19 protein-coding genes are annotated in these 20463 nt (G+C 40.4%); 13 read left to right on the top strand and 6 right to left on the bottom strand.

Annotated features, from left to right (window positions below; all coding sequences use genetic code 11):
• Window position 1 precedes the first annotated feature (1 nt).
• Genes OK344_RS05595 through tsaB form a run of 3 tightly spaced genes read left to right on the top strand, consistent with a single transcriptional unit; the run spans window position 2 to window position 1879 of the window.
• The gene (locus tag OK344_RS05595) at window positions 2–373 is read left to right on the top strand and encodes a YraN family protein (protein WP_265143855.1); all 372 of its coding nucleotides are present in this window, start codon (window positions 2–4) and stop codon (window positions 371–373) included.
• A 27-nt stretch (window positions 374–400) separates the two neighbouring features.
• Window positions 401–1153, top strand: coding sequence for an SDR family NAD(P)-dependent oxidoreductase (locus OK344_RS05600; protein ID WP_265143856.1), 753 nt, complete (start codon window positions 401–403; stop codon window positions 1151–1153).
• Between the two features lie 48 nt (window positions 1154–1201).
• Entirely contained in the window at window positions 1202–1879 is a 678-nt protein-coding gene (gene tsaB / locus OK344_RS05605) for a tRNA (adenosine(37)-N6)-threonylcarbamoyltransferase complex dimerization subunit type 1 TsaB (protein ID WP_265143857.1), read from the top strand.
• A gap of 45 nt (window positions 1880–1924) precedes the next feature.
• Here tsaB and porW read toward each other — a convergent pair whose 3' ends face one another.
• The 4 genes from porW to OK344_RS05625 form a co-directional block, all read right to left on the bottom strand.
• Window positions 1925–4423 carry a type IX secretion system periplasmic lipoprotein PorW/SprE gene (gene porW, locus OK344_RS05610; protein ID WP_265143858.1) on the bottom strand — a complete coding sequence of 833 codons (2499 nt, stop codon included), beginning with the start codon at window positions 4421–4423 and terminating at the stop codon, window positions 1925–1927.
• A gap of 91 nt (window positions 4424–4514) precedes the next feature.
• Window positions 4515–5072, bottom strand: a complete 558-nt coding sequence (locus tag OK344_RS05615; RefSeq protein WP_265143859.1) for a Maf family protein — start codon at window positions 5070–5072, stop codon at window positions 4515–4517.
• Window positions 5073–5085: 13 nt separating this feature from the next.
• Window positions 5086–5604 carry a KdsC family phosphatase gene (locus OK344_RS05620; protein WP_265143860.1) on the bottom strand — a complete coding sequence of 173 codons (519 nt, stop codon included), beginning with the start codon at window positions 5602–5604 and terminating at the stop codon, window positions 5086–5088.
• A complete protein-coding gene (locus OK344_RS05625) occupies window positions 5594–6346 on the bottom strand; it encodes a Rossmann-like and DUF2520 domain-containing protein (protein WP_265144110.1) in 753 nt (250 codons plus the stop codon). The genes OK344_RS05620 and OK344_RS05625 overlap by 11 nt, the downstream gene beginning before the upstream one ends.
• Before the next feature lie 104 nt (window positions 6347–6450).
• Between OK344_RS05625 and OK344_RS05630 the strand changes: the two genes are divergently transcribed.
• From OK344_RS05630 to OK344_RS05650, 5 genes are all read left to right on the top strand, one after another.
• Window positions 6451–7002, top strand: a complete 552-nt coding sequence (locus OK344_RS05630; protein ID WP_265143861.1) for an RNA polymerase sigma factor — start codon at window positions 6451–6453, stop codon at window positions 7000–7002.
• Between the two features lie 13 nt (window positions 7003–7015).
• Window positions 7016–7555 (top strand): hypothetical protein, encoded by a 540-nt coding sequence (locus OK344_RS05635; protein WP_265143862.1) that lies wholly within the window; start codon window positions 7016–7018, stop codon window positions 7553–7555.
• Window positions 7556–7568: 13 nt separating this feature from the next.
• Entirely contained in the window at window positions 7569–8081 is a 513-nt protein-coding gene (locus OK344_RS05640; RefSeq protein WP_265143863.1) for a hypothetical protein, read from the top strand.
• 249 nt (window positions 8082–8330) lie between these two features.
• Window positions 8331–10127, top strand: coding sequence for a translation elongation factor 4 (gene lepA, locus OK344_RS05645; RefSeq protein ID WP_265143864.1), 1797 nt, complete (start codon window positions 8331–8333; stop codon window positions 10125–10127).
• A gap of 299 nt (window positions 10128–10426) precedes the next feature.
• Window positions 10427–12121 carry a M14 family zinc carboxypeptidase gene (locus tag OK344_RS05650; RefSeq protein ID WP_265143865.1) on the top strand — a complete coding sequence of 565 codons (1695 nt, stop codon included), beginning with the start codon at window positions 10427–10429 and terminating at the stop codon, window positions 12119–12121.
• A 71-nt stretch (window positions 12122–12192) separates the two neighbouring features.
• Here the strand turns inward: OK344_RS05650 and OK344_RS05655 are convergent, their stop codons facing one another.
• On the bottom strand, window positions 12193–13074 hold the full coding sequence (locus OK344_RS05655) for a cupin-like domain-containing protein (RefSeq protein ID WP_265143866.1): 882 nt from the start codon (window positions 13072–13074) through the stop codon (window positions 12193–12195).
• Between the two features lie 169 nt (window positions 13075–13243).
• Here OK344_RS05655 and OK344_RS05660 point away from each other — a divergent pair, with 169 nt between their 5' ends.
• Both OK344_RS05660 and OK344_RS05665 read left to right on the top strand, forming a co-directional pair.
• Window positions 13244–15970 carry a carboxypeptidase regulatory-like domain-containing protein gene (locus OK344_RS05660; protein WP_265143867.1) on the top strand — a complete coding sequence of 909 codons (2727 nt, stop codon included), beginning with the start codon at window positions 13244–13246 and terminating at the stop codon, window positions 15968–15970.
• Between the two features lie 166 nt (window positions 15971–16136).
• Window positions 16137–16289 (top strand): hypothetical protein, encoded by a 153-nt coding sequence (locus OK344_RS05665; RefSeq protein WP_265143868.1) that lies wholly within the window; start codon window positions 16137–16139, stop codon window positions 16287–16289.
• Between the two features lie 58 nt (window positions 16290–16347).
• Here OK344_RS05665 and OK344_RS05670 read toward each other — a convergent pair whose 3' ends face one another.
• Entirely contained in the window at window positions 16348–16845 is a 498-nt protein-coding gene (locus tag OK344_RS05670) for a DinB family protein (protein WP_265143869.1), read from the bottom strand.
• 126 nt (window positions 16846–16971) lie between these two features.
• Here OK344_RS05670 and OK344_RS05675 point away from each other — a divergent pair, with 126 nt between their 5' ends.
• From OK344_RS05675 to feoB, 3 genes are all read left to right on the top strand, one after another.
• On the top strand, window positions 16972–17868 hold the full coding sequence (locus tag OK344_RS05675; protein ID WP_265143870.1) for a GLPGLI family protein: 897 nt from the start codon (window positions 16972–16974) through the stop codon (window positions 17866–17868).
• 138 nt (window positions 17869–18006) lie between these two features.
• The gene (locus OK344_RS05680) at window positions 18007–18261 is read left to right on the top strand and encodes a FeoA family protein (RefSeq protein WP_265144111.1); all 255 of its coding nucleotides are present in this window, start codon (window positions 18007–18009) and stop codon (window positions 18259–18261) included.
• Window positions 18262–18301: 40 nt separating this feature from the next.
• Complete coding sequence (gene feoB / locus OK344_RS05685; protein ID WP_265143871.1) at window positions 18302–20338, top strand: ferrous iron transport protein B; 2037 nt, start codon at window positions 18302–18304, stop codon at window positions 20336–20338.
• The last annotated feature ends 125 nt before the right edge of the window (window positions 20339–20463 follow it).

Raw genomic sequence — 20463 nt, forward strand, 5'->3', positions numbered from 1 at the left:
TATGGCAGAACACAACGATTTCGGAAATCTTGCAGAAGATCTTGCTGTGGAATACCTGGAAAAGAAAAATTACAGAATCATTGCCAGAAATTTCCGATATCAGAAAGCTGAAATCGATATTGTTGCTGAATTTGACGCCCTGATTGTTGTTACTGAAGTGAAAGCCAGAAGTTACAACACCTTAATCGAGCCTCAGGAAGCGGTGACGAAGAAAAAGATAAAATCGATCGTGATGTGTACCGATTTTTTCATGCAGGACAAGACGATTGATAAGGAAGTTCGGTTCGATATTATCACGGTTCTTCCTGATGAAAAGGGCGTTCTGCAACTCACTCATATCGAGGACGCGTTCCAGAGTTTCGACGCAAATTAAATAATTCTGATAAATACTCATACTGAAATGAAAACAGCAATCATCACCGGAGCAACTTCGGGAATTGGAAAAGCCACCGCCGAATTACTCTCACAAAAAGGTTTCAGAATGATCCTTTGCGGAAGAAGAACTGAAGTTTTAGAACAAATCAAGACACAACTTTCATCCGTTACCGAGGTTTATACCTTAAACTTCGACCAAAGACACCTACATGAGGTTGAAAACGCCTTCTCTTCCCTACCCGATTCCTGGAAAAATATTGATGTGCTGGTGAACAATGCCGGCAATGCACACGGTTTAGAACCTCTTTCCGATGGTAATACGGAGGATTGGGATGCCATGATCGACGGAAATGTGAAAGGGCTGCTTTATGTTTCAAAATGTGTAATTCCGGGGATGAAAGAGAGAAATTCCGGTCATATTGTAAATATTTCCAGTGTTGCGGCGAGACAGACTTATGCGAATGGTGTTGTTTACTGTGCTTCCAAAAAAGCTGTTGATGTGATTTCCGACGGAATGCGCCTCGAACTTACAGAATTTGGCATAAAGGTCACCAATATTCAGCCTGGTTTGGTAGAAACCGACTTTTCGAAAGTCCGGTTCAAAGGCGACGAAGAACGTGCCAATGCAGTCTATCAAGGTTATAAAGCTTTGCAGCCTGAAGATATTGCCGACGCCATTTCTTACTGTATTAACGCGCCGAAGCATGTGGCAATTTCAGATTTAACCATTTATCCGAGCGTACAGAGCGAACCGAGAACAGTTTACAAGAACCTTTAAATTAAGAAAGCCTCAGGAGATTGTTTTTTGATTTATTAAATTTGCCGAATGAAAATTCTCCATATCGAAACTTCATCCAAAAACTGCTCTGTCGCCATCTCTGATGTTGAAGAACTTCTATGTGTATGTGAAGAAGTCTCTGAAAACTATAAACAGTCTGAAAGTCTGCACACCTTTGTTGAATGGGCTTTAGAAGGTGCTGAAATCTCATTGAAAGATCTGGATGCCGTTTGTTTGGGCATGGGTCCTGGTTCTTATACAGGACTCAGGATTGGTTCTTCTGCGGCAAAAGGCTTCTGTTATGGGTTAAAAATTCCGCTCATCGCTGTAAATTCTCTGGAGACGATGATTGAGCCGTTTTTAAGTCAGAACTTCGACTATATTATCCCTTTGCTCGATGCGAGGCGAATGGAGGTTTATACGGCTGTTTTCGACGGAATTTCCGGCAACATGATCACCGAAACCGAAGCAAAAATCTTAGACGAAACCTCTTTTCAGGATTTTAAAGATAAAAAGGTAATGTTTGTAGGTGACGGATCCACTAAGGCAAAAGAAATTCTTCAGCTTCCGGATGCAGAATTCAGCGAAATGTTCTACCCTTCCGCAAAATATTTAGTTAAAAAGGCAGTTGGAAAATTCAATAACAAAGAATTTGAGGATGTCGCTTATTTCGAGCCCTTTTACCTGAAGGAATTTCAGGGCGTCAAGAAAAAGAAATCAGAATAAATTCCACAGGTTCTATGATAAAAAAAGCGAAGAGTAATCTTCGCTTTATATTTTTATTTCCATTTGGGCAGGACTGGCGACCTTTTGCGGCTCGTCGGTCGTACGCCGCGGTCTCAGCGGCGCAGGCTGGTCGTCCCTTTTCCCCGGTACCGGCGGCGAATCTGCATCTGCAGGCGGTACAGGAGTTGCAGGCGGCTGGTTGTTTATTTTGTTCCCCGATTCATCGGTCGCTTCAATTTCGAGATCGCTTTTCAGGTATCGCAGCATTTCTTCTGCTTTTGCACCTTCTAAAGTCCGCGAATAGTTCAGGGCAATCTGTTCCAGCTGCAAAATCATAATCTCTTTTCCGGCGGTTTTTCCTGTGTTAAAGGCGTTCAGCAAAGCAAATTTAGGCACCAGCGCATCTTTCGGATATTTCTGTACAGAGGATTCGATCAGCGCCTTACTTTCTTCATATTTTTCTGTTGAATAAAGTTCGAACGCCTCCGCATAAGCTTTTTCCACTTCTTCTGATGATTTCGAAAATGAATTGTTTCTTGGGTTTTTAACAAATTCCGCGTAAGAAGTGTAAGGAAAATCGGTCAGAATCATCTGTTTCGCCCGCTCTGCAGCCGCAGGATTTTTCTCGTAATTAAAGGCGAAAATATGATAAAGTGCAAGAAGTTTGGTTTCCTCTTCAGGTTGGGAATCAACCAAATCATAAAGTGTTTTGGTGGCAAGCGGGGTGTCCGAAAAGTATGCCTCGTACATTCTGCCCAAACCTAAACTTGCGGTATCTCTGGCCTTTTTCAGCGCTAAAATATCTTCGGACGCCGTAGGTATTTTTTCAATATAGAATGCAGGTTCGAGTCGTCTTGGGTCGGGTGCCGATGCAATTCCCATCGCCTCATTTTTTAAATCCTCAATAGAACTGCCCCTTGCAGAAGTACGCCAGTTATCACTAAGGGCCCGGTTTCCCCACAGTTGTTTGAACGTAGATTCTCCTTTGGCAACGGTACTTTGGTTGGCAAAATAGAAACCGCCCTTGTTATTCCCAAAATCCTGAAATCCACCGGTATTTCCTGCAAAAATAGAGTTTGCAGAATAATCGCCTGTATCGAAACCTTTATTCCTTTCTGCCTTTTTTCTTTCCAGTTCTTCTCTGGCTTCTTTGGCTTTAATGCCTTCAATGTATTTGTTGAAATAGGCGATCCTTTCCGATTCCGGCATTTTTGTTAAGGCCAGAATACTGTCGTTTTTCCTGATCAGATAATAATTTGCGGAAACCTGCTTGATGTTGCCCGATTTTTCCGTCAACAGAACTTTCGATGGTTCATAAGTCATTACCGCGAGTGCAGAATCGTAGTACGCACCGGCAGAAAGATAATCACTTTCCTCAAAAAAACCTTTTCCGATTTCGTAATAATTGAGGCCGCGAATCTGGGGATCCGACATTTTTTCTTTCAGTGACTTTGAAAAATATTCTTTGGCTTCCTCCTTTTTTCCGGCTTTATTTGCCATAAGCCCCAGGGCGTAATAAAACTCGTTTTTCCTGGAGCCATAAGTTCCTTTTTTACTGATTTTTTCAAGATATTCCTTCGCACCTTCGTAATCATCATCTTTTCCGTTGAAGGTTTTGGCAATTTCTATCTGCGACTTTACTTCAAATTCGAAGTCATTGGCATTTTTATAGGCCGTCACGAAACTTTCTCTGGCTTCTTCGTTTCTGTCGAGATTTGCCAGGATCTGTCCACGAAGAAATGCAATCCTGCTGCGCATTTTCCGGTTTTTATTCAGCGCGTAGGCCTCTTCGAGCTCGTCAACAGCCGCTTCTTTTTTGCCCGCCTGCAGCAGCATTTCAGAATAGTAAATGCTCAGTAATTTTTTATAATCTTTTTTAAGTTTATCGTCTTTCTTTACATCGGTAAAAACTTCTTCAGCTCTGTAGTAATCACCCATTTTAGAATAGGCCAGGCCCTGATAAATTCTTGCCAACGGAATTCTTTTATCATTGCGCATATTTGCGAAAACATAGTTCAATCCGTCCAGCGCTTCCAGCGGTTTATTACGGTAAATCCGTGCCTGAGCCAGCAGAAGATTCGCATCGAAAATTTTCCGGTTTTTTTCTTCGCCACCTTTCATCATCGAGTATTTTGAAATGGCTTTCAATGCTTTTGCTTCCGATATTTCTAAAATTGAAGCCCCACTTTTAAAACCTGCAGTTGATGAATTCTGGGAATCTCCTCTTCCACCAGGAACTCCGGGCCCACCAGGATTCATGCTGCCCGGCGGTGTGGGATCATCGCCAAACATCCCTGCGGACTGCAGATCGCTGCCCAGGGGCTGTTCCTCGTACGTAAGAAGCTGAATATAGGGTGCATAAAAATTATCAACGTGTGCTTCGTCGCGGTTTTTCAACTCGGTCTGTAACGCATCTTTACTGTTGAAGAGTGTGTTGTAGTAGGAGAAAAATCCCTTCATGAAGGTAGAATCATCGGTTTTCTTTCGTGATGAACACGAATTGAAAACAACGATTGCAGAAAGGAAAAGTATAGTTTTTTTCATTATTTCATAATAACTTCCAAATTAGCATTTTATTATGAAAAATGCCTCTTAATTTTTGTAAAAATAATTAAATTTTATTTTTGCTGACCGCTTATTCAAAATCTTTTAAAATGCCGTATACCAAATGGGTTGGCAATCCCATCACTGTATAGTAGCTGCCGGTAATGCGTTTGATTTTCGCCATTCCGAACCATTCCTGAACACCGTATGCGCCAGCTTTGTCGAAAGGTTTATAATTTTCAATATAGAAATCGATTTCTTGATCCGTCAAATCATCTGTTTCTACGTGGGTAACATCGGTTTGGGAAATGCTTTTCTGTGAATTTCTAATGGTAATTCCGGTATAAACCTCATGGGTTTTTCCTGAGAGTTTTCGAAGCATTTCCTTTGCTTCTGCAACATTTTTGGGTTTCCCTAATACTTCATTTTCCAGCGCTACGATGGTGTCTGCGGTAATCAAGACTTCCCCGCTTTGTAAATTTTGGTAAGCATCTGACTTTAAATCGGAAAGATATTCGGCGATTTTTTCGACCGGCAAATTTTCAGGATACACTTCATCACAATCTACAGAAACGACCTCAAAATCAAAACCTAAAGCTTTTAAAAGTTCTTTTCTTCTCGGGGAATTGGAGGCTAATAATATTTTCATTCTTTAATCTGAATTAAACGCTTTTGGTATCATCCTGAATCCAGGTGCCCTGAACTTTCATCACCTGCTCGATGACATCGCGCACTGCACCTTTGCCGCCTTCGATGTTTGAGATATATGCGGAAACCGCTTTCACTTCAGGAACTGCATTTTTCGGACAGGTAGCGATACCCGAAGCTTTCATGATTCCTATGTCGGGAAGATCATCGCCCATGGTAAGGATTTCTTCGTTCTGCAGACTATATTTTTTGCGGAAATCTTCATATTTTTCTAATTTGTGGGATACTTTTGCATAATACTCTTCAATACCGAGGTAATGAATCCGGTTTCTTACAGCAGGATCGTCGCCGCCGGTGATTACGCAGATTTTATAATTGTTTTTTATGGCTTTTACCACGGCATAACCGTCGAGTACATTCATTACGCGGCACATGCTTTTATCGGGCATCAGGTAAACGCTTCCGTCGGTAAAAACTCCGTCAACATCGAATACGAAGGCTTTTATATTTTTAAGTTTCGCTTTATAACTCATACATTTTTTTTATAGAATCGTTCACGGTTTTATAGATTTTCAGGTGTTCTTTACTGGTGATTAAATCCTCATGAAGCTGCAGCACGCGTTCATCGTTTCTCACGGCCGGTCCGGTTTGGGCAGATTTAGGATCAATTTCATGGATTTTCTGAACGGTTTCGTCAATAAGCGGTAAAAAGTAACTGAAAGGAATCTGCTGACCATCGGAAATCTCTTTGGCTCTGGCAAAAAGATGATTCACAAAATTGCAGGCGAATACGGCGGTAAGGTGAATATATTTTCTCTTTTCATAATCAGAATCCATTACATTTTCTGAAACCTGCGAAGCCAGATTTTTCAGCACTTCCTGATCTTCCTGATTTTCTGCCTCCACAAAAAACGGAATCTCAGCATAATTAAGTTTCTTGGATTTAGAGAAAGTCTGTAGCGGATAAAAACTGGCCTTCCGGTAATTGCCTTCCAGAATTTCCTTCGGCAGCGAACCTGAAGTATGGGCGACAAGGCAGTCTTCTTTGATGATCTTTCTCGAAATTTCTGCTGTTACATCATCTTTCACTGCGATTATGTAGAGGTCGGCATCCATCATTTCATCTGTAGAATACGGAATATTGCAGTGTTCTGAAATTTCTTTCAGGGCCTTTCCGTTTCGGCCAAAGATCTGCGAAACACCGATTTTATTTTCACTAAAAGCTTGCGCTAAATGAAAAGCAACATTTCCCGAGCCCAGAATTACAATCCTCATGAAATTAAATATGAACAAATATAAATATTTTGCTTTGGACTGAAAATTGAAATACTTATTTAACTTTTAGCTAAATTTACCATCAAAACACCGAAAGCATCTCAATGAAGATTAAGGAAGAAGAAATTATCCGGCTGATGTCTGGCGAGAAATCCCGTGAAAAAGGAGTCCGCCTGATGATGGATGCTTATCAGAGTAGGTTGTATTGGCATATCAGAAGAATTATTGTAGATCATGATCTGTCACAGGATGTTTTGCAGGAAACTTTTATAAAAGCGTACCAAAATTTTCACCAATTTAAGCAGGACAGCCAACTTTACACCTGGCTCTACCGGATTGCTACCAACGAATCACTGCAGCAGCTTAACAAAATGAAAAAGATGCAGAAATTGGATGAAGATGCAGAATATCTTCTTCAGAATCTGGTAGCAGATAACGTATCTGCAGAAGCCGACGAGATTCAGGTTTTACTGCAGAAAGCAATCCATTCGCTGCCGGAAAAGCAGAAGCTCGTATTCAATATGAGATATTATGAAGATTTACCTTACGAGGAAATCTCAAAAATTCTGGATATGTCGGTAGGTACTTTAAAAACAAATTACCATTACGCGAAACAGAAAGTAGAAGATTATATAAAGTCAAATTATACAGAATAAATTTTTTTCGAGAATGAAAAATTTGGATATTGAGAAATTAGAACGTAAAAATATTTACACTGCACCCGATCATTTTTTTGAGGATATTCAGGCCAAAGTGTTGCAGGAAACTGTTCATCAGAAGCCGGCCAGGGTTTTTAAGATGAATTGGGCTTACGCTGCAGCTGCGGCAGTCGCGATGATTTTCGGGATTACATTCTTTGTGAATCAGGGTGGTGAAGAAAACACAGCAGTAACTGAAAATCAGGTATTAGCAGTGAACGCGCCGGCTGTCAATACATCGCCACAAACTCAAGTACAAAATGAAGCGACAGTTGCCTATAAAATTTTAGAAAACGATTTAACTTCTGCTGCATCAGTTAATCAAAAAGGAAACAAAGAGCAATTTGCAGTTTCTACCAAAGCAGAAACAAGCGCAGAAGTTCAGAATAAGACAAAGACACTAAATCCTGAAGTTCAGGTAGATCAAATTCTGGCTGGGTTTACGTCGGCAGAACTGGCAGATTTAGGAAAAAATACCGAGCAGGACATTTATCTGGATTTGTATTATTAAAAAGGAAACCACTATGAAAAAGATTTTATTATTACTCATCGCAGTATTCTCTGGCTCACAACTCAGTTTTGCACAGGAACAGAAATACGACTGGAAGAATATGAAGCCTGAACAGCGAAAGGAGGTCATCCAGAAAATGAGTCCGCAGGAAAAAATGTCGCTTTTGAAGCAGTTCCGCGAAAACATGATGGTTTCAGAATTGGATGTGCCGCAAACTGATCAGCAGGAATTTAAAACGCTGTATGCGGAGTATCAGGAAAAACAGAACAGTATTAAAAGCAGGTTTAAGCCCAGCGAAGACTACGAAAATATGAGTGATGAAGAAGCAAAAAGACAGCTCAATGAAAGTTTCGATATTGGGCAGCAGCTTTTAGACAACAGAAAAATATACGCGCAAAAATTCATGAAGGTTCTTAAACCACAGCAGGTTTTGCAAATGTACCAGACAGAAGGTAAAATGCGCAGCAAGATATTAGACAAAAAACAAGACGGGCGCTCCAACAGCCCGCAGAGCAGGCGACCATAATAGTTTATTTTTTTAATGTTTGAGCGACCTCTACAAATTATTTTGCAGAGGTCGTTCTTTTTTTGGGCGATCCCCTCGCCGCCGCTGAAGCCGTTCCCGGGTCGGGCTATTCGCTGCAACTCCTCACGCCACAGCAATCCCAACGCTGTTGCGGGGTTTACGCTGCTATCCCTATCGCGAAATCCAACTCGAAATAGTAAGAAAAATTCCGGGAAAAAACACTAAATTTGCCCACTATCTGAATAATCAATGAAAAACATACGAAACTTTTGCATTATTGCACATATCGACCATGGTAAGTCAACGCTGGCAGACAGGCTTTTGGAGTATACCAATACGGTAACTCAAAGAGAACTGCAGTCCCAAACCCTGGATGATATGGATCTGGAAAAAGAACGCGGGATTACCATTAAATCCCACGCCATCCAGATGGATTACGAACTCAACGGTGAAAAATATGTACTGAATCTTATCGACACGCCGGGGCACGTAGATTTTTCTTACGAAGTTTCCCGCTCTATTGCTGCCTGCGAAGGTGCGCTTCTAATTGTAGATGCCGCGCAAAGTGTTCAGGCACAAACGATAAGCAACCTTTACCTGGCTTTGGAAAACGATTTAACCATCATTCCAATCCTTAATAAAATCGACTTGCCTTCAGCAAATCCTGAAGAAGTTACCGACGAGATTATGAACCTGATCGGCTGCGAATACGAAGACGTTTTACGCGTTTCAGGAAAAACCGGCGAAGGTGTTCACGATCTTCTGGAGCAGATTGTCAAAAGAATTCCAGCTCCGGTTGGGGATCCTGAAGCGCCTTTGCAGGCATTAGTTTTCGACTCTGTGTACAACCCGTTCCGCGGAATTGAAGCCTATTTCAAAGTCGTAAATGGAAGCATTAAAAAAGGCCAGCGAATTAAATTCATGGCGACCGGGAAAATGTACGAAGCCGATGAAGTGGGAACATTGAAATTGAAACAGCAGCCAAAGAAAGAAATTCTTACCGGCGATGTAGGCTATATTATTTCCGGGATTAAAGATGCCCGCGAAGTAAAAGTGGGAGATACCATCACCACTTTCGAAAACGGAGCTGAGGCACCGATTGAGGGTTTCGAAGAAGTAAAACCTATGGTTTTTGCCGGTATTTACCCAATTGAAGCTGAAGATTTCGAAGAACTGAGATTTTCACTGGAAAAACTGAGACTGAATGACGCTTCTTTGGTTTTCGAACCGGAAAGTTCTGCCGCGCTTGGTTTTGGGTTCCGTTGCGGATTCCTCGGCATGCTTCACATGGAAATCGTACAGGAAAGACTCGACAGGGAATTTAATATGGACGTGATCACCACGGTTCCCAACGTTTCTTACCACGGTTATTCCAAAAAGGATCCGGACAAAATGATACTCATCAACAACCCGTCGGAAATGACAGATCCGGTTTTGCTGGACCGTGTGGAAGAACCTTACATCAAAGCTTCAATCATTACCAAATCAGATTTCGTGGGTCCTGTGATGACTTTATGTATTGAAAAACGTGGCGAAATCGTTAACCAAAGTTATTTGACTTCAGAGCGTGTAGAACTTGTTTTCAACATGCCGTTGGCAGAGGTGGTTTTCGATTTTTACGACCGTTTGAAATCTATTTCAAAAGGTTATGCGTCTTTCGATTATCATCCGATCGGTTTCCGACCATCGAAATTGGTGAAGATGGATATTCTCATCAACGGTGATATGGTCGATGCACTTTCTTCCCTGATTCACGATTCCAATGCGTATTACATCGGAAAAAGAATGTGTGAAAAACTCCGGGAACTGATTCCGAGACAGCAGTTTGATATCGCGGTACAGGCGGCTTTAGGAGCGAAAGTAATCGCTAGGGAAACCATCAAAGCTTTAAGAAAAGACGTTACAGCGAAATGTTACGGTGGTGATATCTCCAGAAAGCGTAAACTTCTTGAAAAGCAGAAAGAAGGAAAGAAAAAGATGAAACAGATTGGTAGAGTTGAGGTTCCGCAATCGGCATTTATGGCGGTACTGAAACTGAATGATTAAAAAGATTTGGGCGCCTTTTTCCGCCTTCCACTCCCGCTTTTTTTCTTTTTAAGAAAAAAGAGCTTCGTTCAAGTCGGGGCGCGTTTTTTCGCATATTATCCAATATTTTATAACAACAAAATTCCTGTTTCGACGGGAATTTTTTTAGTATAAGACTATTTATTTGAAGAAGATAAATCAAAGAACGATGAAAGAAAAGGTTGAGTGGGTTAATTCCCTTTACTAATTCCGATAATGTAGATTGTGTATTCCTGATTTTTTCAGGAATTTTTTATTTACTTTCGTTAAAAATTTTAATAATGAAGTTCAAATTACTCATCATTCTATTCTCTTCTAATCTGCTTTTCGCTCAAGATTTCAAAACCCCTTACGAAAAGGGCAACGGAAACCAAACCACCACTTATGAAGAAATGGTGAAATATTATGAGAATCTCGATCAAAATTTTGAAAGTATAACCGTAGAGAATTTCGGGAAAGATGATAACGGCGAACCGATAAAAGTAGTGGTTTTTGATGATTCTAAAAATAAAAATACACCAGTAATCCTTATCAACAACGGAATTCATCCCGGAGAACCCGATGGAATTGACGCCACAATGATGCTGATGCGCGATCTGGCCACCGGAAAAGTTTCTGCTAAAAACCTTAAAATCGCCGCAATCCAATCCTATAATATTTCCGGAATGTTGCGAAGAGGAAAATACAGCCGTGCCAACCAAAACGGACCGGAAGAATACGGCTTCCGCGGAAATGCCAGAAACTATGACCTGAACCGCGATTTCATTAAAAATGATACCGAAAATGCCAAGACCTTTCAGCTGATTTTCCAGCATTTTAAGCCAATCTTTTTCATCGACAATCATGTGAGTAACGGAGCAGATTACCAATATCTTTTCACCTATATTTCTACCAACAAGGAACGTTTAGGCAGTAAACTGGGCAACTACTTCAATGAAAAAATGCAGCCTGAAATTCTGGAAAATATCGAAAAAAAGGGAATTCTCACAACGCCTTACGTGAATATCCACGGTGATTCTCCAGATGAAGGTTTCCCATCATTTATGGATTCACCTCGCTACGCTACTGGTTATACCACGCTTTTTAACACTTTGGGAACCGTTGCCGAAACCCATATGCTGAAGCCCTATCCGGAAAGGGTTCGCGCCACTTATGAATATATGGTGAGCGCCATTAATTACACAAGAAAAAATACAAGGGAAATTCAGAAACTGATGGCTGAAAACTTAAACAGTGTGAAGCCAGGAACACAATATCCGATCCAGTGGAAACTCAACGATAAGAAATTTCAACTCATTGATTTTAAAGGATATGAAGCCGGAAAAAAAACCAGCGAAGTCTCCGGAAAGCCAAGACTTTTTTACGACAGAAACAAACCTTTCACGCGAAAAGTAAAATTCTTTAATGAATATGTACCGACCAAAGAAATCAGAGTTCCCAATTATTATGTGATTCCCAAATCTGAAAATAAAGTAATCGAATACCTGAAAAGAAACAATATCGCAATGAAGGAAATCGCTAAGGATTCTACAATAAGTGTTGAAGTTTACAGGATCACAGATTTCAAAACCGTAAAAAACCCGTACGAAGGACATTATCTGCATTACGACACCACAACCAAATCTGAATTTAAAAACGTGAACTTCAGAAAAGGCGATCTGTTGGTTTCAACGAAACAGGCAGGTGTAAAATATCTACTGGAAACTCTGGAGCCGGAAGCGACCGATTCTTTCTATAACTGGAATTTCTTTGATGCCATTTTGGGGCAGAAAGAGTACTTTTCAGATTATGTTTTTGAAGATACAGCGGCCGAACTGCTCAGAAATGATCAGGTTCTAAAAACAGCTTTTGAGTTCGAAAAAATTTCAAATCCTGATTTTGCAAAAGACGGACAAGCCCAGCTGGAATGGATTTACAGGCATTCAGAGTATTATGAAGGCAGCGTAAATCTATATCCAATTTATAGGATTCTCTAAACGATTTCGAAATTAAAAACCCTTTCAAATTTGAAGTTGAAAGGGTTTTTTCTTCACAATATCTTTTAAAATTATCTTGGTAATCCTTTTTTCAGGGCATAATTGGCTCTTTCAACGGCTTTTTTCTCTTTCCAGTCCATGTATCTTTTTCTGAATTTCGCCTTCATAAAATTATCAAAATTCCGCTGAACGGTTAAATTCCAAAGCGAATGCGCTTTCACTGCCCATGATTTATCCCAGGCTCTGAGTGAGATCGAAAAACTTCCGTCGAGGTATTTCATCCAATGCCACCACCCGGTCGGCATAAAAAGGGTGTCGCCGTGTTCCAGGAAACACTCAATGCCTTCCACACCATCCAAAGCCGGGAATTTTTCAAAATCAGGGTTTGAAATATCGTAATCTTCAAGGGCATATGTCGCATACGGAATTTTATAAAGCCGGTCTTTCCATTTGTAATCAAAAAGCAGAATATGTTTTCTGCCGTTGAAATGCGTGTGGAAAATATGCGCCATATCAATATCATAATGCAGGAAAGTTACCGAACCTTTACCGCCGAAAAACATATTCGGGTATTTATCCAGAAAACCGCCCATAAGTTCTTTAGGTGAAAGATAATCTTCCAGAAGTTTGGGCGCAGATTTAATGGGATCGAAAAGGAAAATCCTTAAATCAGTCGGTTCGCGCTGGATCAGATCAATATAATCGCCAAATTTCATTTTCGCTGCAGAAGCGTTGATTGGAGCTGCAGGATCAGCTTTTGAGGAATCATAGAGCGGAACTTCCACATCCCCAACAGTTTCCTTCATATATTCCATCGTCCATTTCTGGTAGGCCGGCCAGTTTTTGGCCATATTCCGGATAACAACGGGCTTGCGGGGAATTAAATATTTTTTGCGGAATTCTTGCTGTGTAATATCCTCTACAACATCAATAGGCGTTAAATGTAATCCCATATTAAGTAAATATTAATGAGCAAAATTAGGAAAAAAGAATGCGCAAATCTGCAAATTTTGATTGTTTTTATCTAATCCTGAAACAGACTCAAAACCCGAAACATACTGTAAGCGTTGCTTCGGATGTAACAATCTGATTGTAAAGTACACTAATCAAAAAAAAAAATCCATGAAATTTTACGCTTCGCTTTTGCTTACTTTTTTATTTTCTGTTATAGGTTTTGCTCAAACCACTGTGTCCGGAAGAATTACAGATTCCGATGGTCAACCCGTTCCCAGCGCAAGTGTAACCATTGAAGAGCAGGGGAAAGATGCGATTATGGCTTTCTCCATTTCAAATTCGAAAGGGGAATATAAAGTTACTTTTACTTCACCCGAACCGAATGTGGATCTAAAAATCAAGGCTTTCAACCAAAAGCCTGTGCTTAAATCCATTAAAAATACAACCCAAAACCTGAATTTCAGCCTCGAATCTGATGCAACTGAAATTAAAGAGGTAAAATTAAAAACAAAACTCATTACCAAAAAAGGAGATACCATTTCTTATGATCTGAAAGCGTTTGAAAGTAAAGCCGACCGCACATTAGCCGATGTTTTAAAGAAAATTCCGGGTATTGAAGTCAATGGTGATGGTTCGGTGCTTTATCAGGGCGAGCCGATCAATAAATTTTATGTGAACGGAAAAGATTTAATGGAAGGCGGTTACGGAACCGTGAATAATTCACTACCGAAAGATGCCGTTCAGAAAGTAGAAGTGATGGAAAATCACCAACCTGTGAAAATTCTTCAGGATAAAGTTCCTTCTGAAAATGCGGGGTTAAACGTAGTTTTAAAGAAATCTGTCACGATGACCGGCCGGGGAGAAGTGGGCGTAGGAATGGATCCGCTGCTTTGGAATGTAAAACTGACGCCGATGTTTTTCGGGCAGAAAAACCAGTGGGTAGTGAATTATAAAGCCAATAACAACGGAGAAAGTGTAGAAAATGAAGGGAATCTTTTGAGTTTCGGGAACCGTTGGGAAGGACGGCGGGGACAGGCTTCACCAAAATCCTGGCTGCGTGTGGAAACCGCAAATGTGCCTGATGTGCCGGAGAAAAGATATTTAATGAACAATGTGCATTTCTTTTCGGCGAATGTTTTAACCACACCATTCAAAAGTAAAGATTGGGAACTGAAAGCCAGTGCCAGTTATACCAATAACGCCATCGAAAGAACGGACAGCAAAACCGAAATTTATGAGCCCGCTTCGTCAATTGTTCCTTCAGGCGGCACCTATGTTTCAGAATCTGCCAATCATTTTTATACCAATGCCAGTAAAGGTGAGTTGATTTTCACGAAGAATGCCAAAAAAGGATTCTTTAAAAATACCACTACCTGGAACGGTTCGTGGAATGATACTAATGCCACCATCAATAACTTTCTTCCACCTGTAGGCGGAAGCAGTACCCCAATCAATAAATTCGGAAACCAGTTTCTGGATTCACCTTCAGGGATTTTTCAGAATTCCCTCAGCACCATTTTGCCATGGAAAGAAAAGCTTTTCAATGTGATGAGTTATGTGAGTTATCAAAAAGACCGCCAGGCAATGGATATTTTACCGGCAAGTTATGTGAATGCGAACGGGAATTTTCCGGAAGCAAATCAGTTTGAAAAGTTGAGACAAAATGCTTCTTCGGAGACCTTTACCGCTAATCATTCTGCGTCGGTAGGTTTCAGTTATAAAAAATGGACTTTCACGCCGGAAATGGGTCTTAATTTGAATTTCAATAACTTAGAATCACTTTTAACCGGTTCTAACGGGATGAATTATATCGGATTGGGGCAAAGTTTTCAGAATGATACCGAATGGAACGAAATTCAGCCATACACGCAATTGGGTGTTAATTTCAAATCGAATAGTTTTAATTTAAGCCTGAATCTTCCTTTTAATTTTTACGACATCACGTACCGAGACAATCTGCGCAACAACAGCCTTCATACCACTAAATCTGTGCTGGAGCCAAGTTTATTCGCCAGTCTTGATTTTGCTTCGTTCTTCAAGATATGGGCTTTTGCCAGCCAGAACAACGATTTCGGGAATTTCGGTTTTCTTTACGAAGGTAAAATGCTTACCTCCCCTTTAGGGATTACCCAAAGATACAGTTACGAAAGCCCGATGATTATGCCGGAATACAGAAACAGCAACCTCGGGTCAAGACTGGAATACCGTAACCCACTGAATAACCTGTTTTTCAATGTGCGTTACGGTTATTCGGTGAACAAAAGGAATTTAATTGAGAAGTTTTCAGGTGACGGATTCAACTCTTCTTTGACCTTGCTGGCGCTTGAAAATACATCGGAGACCCAAACAGAAAGCGCAGAAATAGGAAAGTATTTTCCGAAGTTTAAAACCAATGCTTCGGTAAGTTTTTCAAATGCTGATTCTAAATCGTTTTCATTTTTCAACCAACTTCAGGAGTATAAAATCAACCGCCAGAATATGGGCGTTAAATTCAACAACACCTATTTTTCATGGTTGAGCTTAGATTATACTGCCACGCTGAACTGGGCAACGCAAAAGAATGCAAGCCAGAATACCGAGAACAAAACTTCGGGCTGGAATCACAATCTGGCGGCCTACATTTATCCGCTGGAAAACCATACAATTGGATTCTTCTGGGACGAAATCAATACCAAATCCAGAAACCAGAGTTTTAACAATGCTTTTTACGACCTCTCTTACCAGTACACGTGGGCAAAAAAGAAAATCGATTTCGAGATCAAATGGCTAAATATTGCCAATACCAACGTTTTTGAAAGAATTACTTACGATCCGCAGTTTCTGTTAACCACGGTAAACTCCATCAGAATCCGCCCAAGCCAGGTGATGTTTACGGTGAAATTCAACTTTAAATAGTACCATTTAAATCATTAAAAATTTGCAGCTTGATTTTTATTTGTTGGTTTGATGCTTTCTGCGCCACGGAAAAGATATTCCGTTCACCAAAAAGAAACCCATCGATGTAAACTGGCAGCAGTATGTAAAACAGCTTAAACAGTTCGAGAACGATCCCGTTCAGGGCATGCGCGAACTCTTTTCCCGTGCCAATTCCAAGGTAAAAATCAATGTGGGCGGCAAAGAAATTTCGGATACTGCAGAGATTCTGCGCGCGATGGAGCAAAATGCCAAGGAAGAAATGGCAAAAAATTACAATAGAATCGAGAGGGTTCCATAAAGAAAAATACCGCTCTGCACCAGCAGAACGGTATTCCTCATTTATTTAAACATTAAAACTAAAAGTTCTGTTCGTCGGCGCTTGGGCCGTAACTTCCCGGAACAGGAATTTCATTCAATCGGTAATATACACCCAATTGCGCTCTGTGGTGCGTAAGCTGGTTCAGTGCATGGCGAATGGCGCTGTATTTTGTAAAATCTGCCAATAACTGGTCGCCCATATACATTGCCCATTTTCCGTTCAGCCCATCTTCAGAAAGTTGGCTCAGTGCGTTCTGGCTTTTAGCGTAGAATTCGTCCAGTTTTGCTTTCAGCTCTTCGCGGCTTGTAAAATGCAGCGGTTTGTAGTCACCTGCTGCGAAGTCGAGTTTTTCGGTGTTCAGCATAATTTCCGGCCAGCCTACAATTTCCACAATATGCGTGGCGAGCGGCATCATTTTCATGCTTTTTTCGTGTGGCGCATAATCGTTTTTACCTTCGGGAAAGTTTTCAATGAACTTTTTGGTGGTTTCATATTCCTGCAGAAATTCAGTTTTAAGATTCGGCAAAGTTTCCATAATAATTTGTTTTGTGAAATAAAATTAAGCCGAAATCGTTGAATACCAGTCACAAAAAAATATAATTTATTCTTAAAATTTTGTAACAAATGAAACCTTCCATACACTAATTATTAAAATCGAAATATGAAAAAATTTGCCAGCCTTTTTTTATTGACCTTCTTTTTTGCCGTGAATGCGCAGGAAACTGCGAACAGATTCTTCTATGAACTGAATTACAAGCCAAAGAAAGATTCTGCAAGAACGGAAAAAGTAATGATGGTTCTGGACATTACAAAAGAAAAATCAATCTACCGCGACTATACCATGATTGCCCAGGATTCGGTTCTTAAAATCCAGGTAGATGCGATGCAAAAATCAGGTGTTTTCAAAGATCTTTCGAAGATGGTGACGATGCCGAAATTTTCAGAGAAAGTATATAAATTTTATCCCGACATGAAAGTGCAGTACGTGGAAAGAATTTCCAGCGGTTTTACCCCGATGAATATCGGATATAATGACGATACAAAATTTAACTGGAAAATCCTGAGCGAGAAAGCAAAAATCGGGAGTTACAATGCGCAGAAGGCAACTACTGAATTTGGCGGCAGAAAATGGAATGCGTGGTTCAGTTCAGATATTCCACTTCAGGACGGGCCTTATAAATTTAATGGTCTGCCGGGACTTATCGTAAAAATTGAAGACGAAGGACAAAATTATTCCTGGGAACTTAAGGGGAACAAAAAAGTTGAAAACTTTAACGAAGTTACCTATCTGGAATCAATTTCTCCGGGCGGAAACGGTGGAAGAGTTCAGGAAGTATCCCGCGAAAAATTCGATAAAACCTTTAATGACTTTAAGAAAGATCCGTTTGCTTCTACAAGACCGTTGCTGAAACCTGAAATGTTATCGCAGAAAATGCCCGGAAGCGACACTACAATAGGAGATATGGTGAAACAGCAGGAAAAAATGCTGAAAGATTTCTATGGTGCCAACAATAACCCGATAGAAATTCCTGCTCCACCTGCGAAAGGGAAAAAATAGTTCATTCATACGCTAAATTATATTTTTGTCAACCCTGGAACATAATTGTGTTTCAGGGTTTTTTTTTACGATTTTCCTCACAAAACCTTATTTAGATTTAATTTAAATAACCTATCTTTGCGGTATAAATTTTTAGTGTTGAAAAGAGATCGTTCAGACAAATTATGCTGTTTCCCGAAAAACAAATTCGGAAAAATTGTAGGTTATGAAAATGATGACCTTCAGATGCCAAATAAAATTATCGAAATGGGTCTTCTGCCGGATACCGCTTTTAAAATCCTTTATCAGGCACCGTTCAGCGGGCCGCTTTACGTGGAATTTGGTGATGAAAAAAGCAGAATTGCCCTCCGTGAAGAAGAAGCGCGGTTCATTGTCGTGCAGCCGTTAACTTAAATTTCAAATCATTTTCTCCGGAAATTAAGGCGAAGTAGAAATGCAGAAAATCTTAAACAATAAACAGATCCTCCTCGTAGGAAATCCCAACGTAGGTAAATCAACCGTATTTAACCTGCTCTGCAACAAGAACCAGAAAACAGGAAATTATGCCGGAGTTACTGTAGCCAGCCATTCCGGAAAGTACGAGTACAAAGGCGAAGAGGTAGAGGTAATCGACTTGCCGGGTTCATACAGTGTGTACCCAACTTCTGAAGATGAGGCTATTTTTTCCAAATTTTTAGTTGAGGAACAGCAAAATTATTCGGGCGTTGTTTATCTTCTGGAAGCGTTAAGTATGAAAAGAGGTTTGCTTCTTTTTCAGCAAATTCAGGATTTGGGAATTCCTGTTTTACTCGTTGTAAATCAAATCGACCAGGCAGAACGGAGAGGAATCAACATCAATCTCGAAGAACTTTCGAAAGAACTGAATGTGCAGGTTTTGCGCACCAATGCCAAACAGAATCTGGGAATCGACGAACTACGCGAAGCAATTTTCAGAAATAATTTCACCAAATCTGAAACTGTTTCTTTCGAAATTCCGCTGGAGCAGAAAGGGCTTGTCTTTAAAATATTAGCCGAAACAAAAGAAAGCAACCAGTATAAAGTATGGACGCTGCTTGCATCCGATACCTATCTTGGCAAACTGGAATCTGTAAATGACCAGATCAATCAGGATGAAATAAAATGCCTGGTTCCCAAACGTTTGCAGACTCAGGAAACCATCAGGCGTTACCAGAATATCGACAAGATTATTACTAAGGTTTTGTCGAAAAAAGCTAACTTCAAAGAACTGCTGACCGAAAAATTAGATAAAATACTGGTTCATCAATTCTGGGGTTATGTGGTTTTTGCAATGATTCTGCTGCTGATATTCCAGAGTGTATTTTTCCTGGCAGAATATCCGATGAACTGGATTTCCGATGCGTTCTTCTGGCTGTCATCTTTCACTGCAGAACATCTTCCGCAGGGACCAATCAATTCACTGATTTCGAATGGAATTATCCCGGGAATCGGCGGAATTGCAATGTTTGCCCCTCAAATCGGGATTCTTTTATATTTCCTGTATCTACTCGAAGACTCAGGCTATATGGCAAGGGTAATCTTCTTAATGGACCGGTTTCTGAAACCTTTCGGACTCAACGGCAAAAGTATTGTGCCTTTGGTTTCAGGTACTGCATGTGCCATCCCGGCGGTAATGTCGACCCGGAATATCGAGAATGTTAAGGAAAGACTCATCACCATTCTTGTTACGCCTTTTATGACGTGTTCGGCAAGACTTCCGGTTTACAGTATCATTATTTCTTTGGTCATTCCGGATCAGTATTTTCTCGGAATAAGTTATAAAGCGTTGGTACTGATGGGAATGTATTTCCTTGGTTTTTTTGCCGCGCTTTCTGCTGCACTTTTACTTAAAACGGTAATCAGAAACAAAACAAAATCGTTCCTTGTGATGGATCTGCCTTCGTATAAAATGCCGCTTTTCGGATACGATTTTAAACTGATGTTGGGTAAAGTCTGGGATTTTATAACCGGAGCTGGTAAAATTATCTTTTTCTTCAGTATCATCATTTGGGCGTTCAGTTATCTTGGTCCAAAACAGAATGAAAATGATATGGTTGCCACCGATGTGAAACTGGAGCATTCTTATCTTGCGAAAGCGGGTAAATTTATAGAGCCTGCTATTGCGCCGTTAGGATATGACTGGAAAATGGGCGTTGGAGTGTTGACGAGTTTTGTAGCCCGCGAAGTTTTTGTAGGAACACTTTCAACACTCTACAGTTTGGATGAAGAAGCCCCGGAAGAGAGAATTATCGATAAAATGCGGAATGATACAAAACCCAACGGCGAAAAAGTCTTCAGTTTTGCTACAGGAATTTCAATTTTGATATTTTATGCGTTCGCGATGCAGTGTGCTTCGACTTTGGCAGTGGTTTACAGAGAAACTAAATCATTGAAATGGACCCTCATCCAGCTTTTCGGAATGTCGGGGTTTGCTTATCTTGCTTCATTTATAACCTATCAGTTACTTAAATAATGGAAAACGCTTTAATTCTGCAATATTTGCTCGTCGCGGTAATTGTTATTTTTGCCGCTTACTCCATCTTTAAGATTTTGAAAAAAACCTTTTCACCCAACAAATTCAAAAAGGGGAAACCTGGC

Source organism: Kaistella yananensis (assembly GCF_026107505.2).
GTDB lineage: Bacteria > Bacteroidota > Bacteroidia > Flavobacteriales > Weeksellaceae > Kaistella > Kaistella yananensis.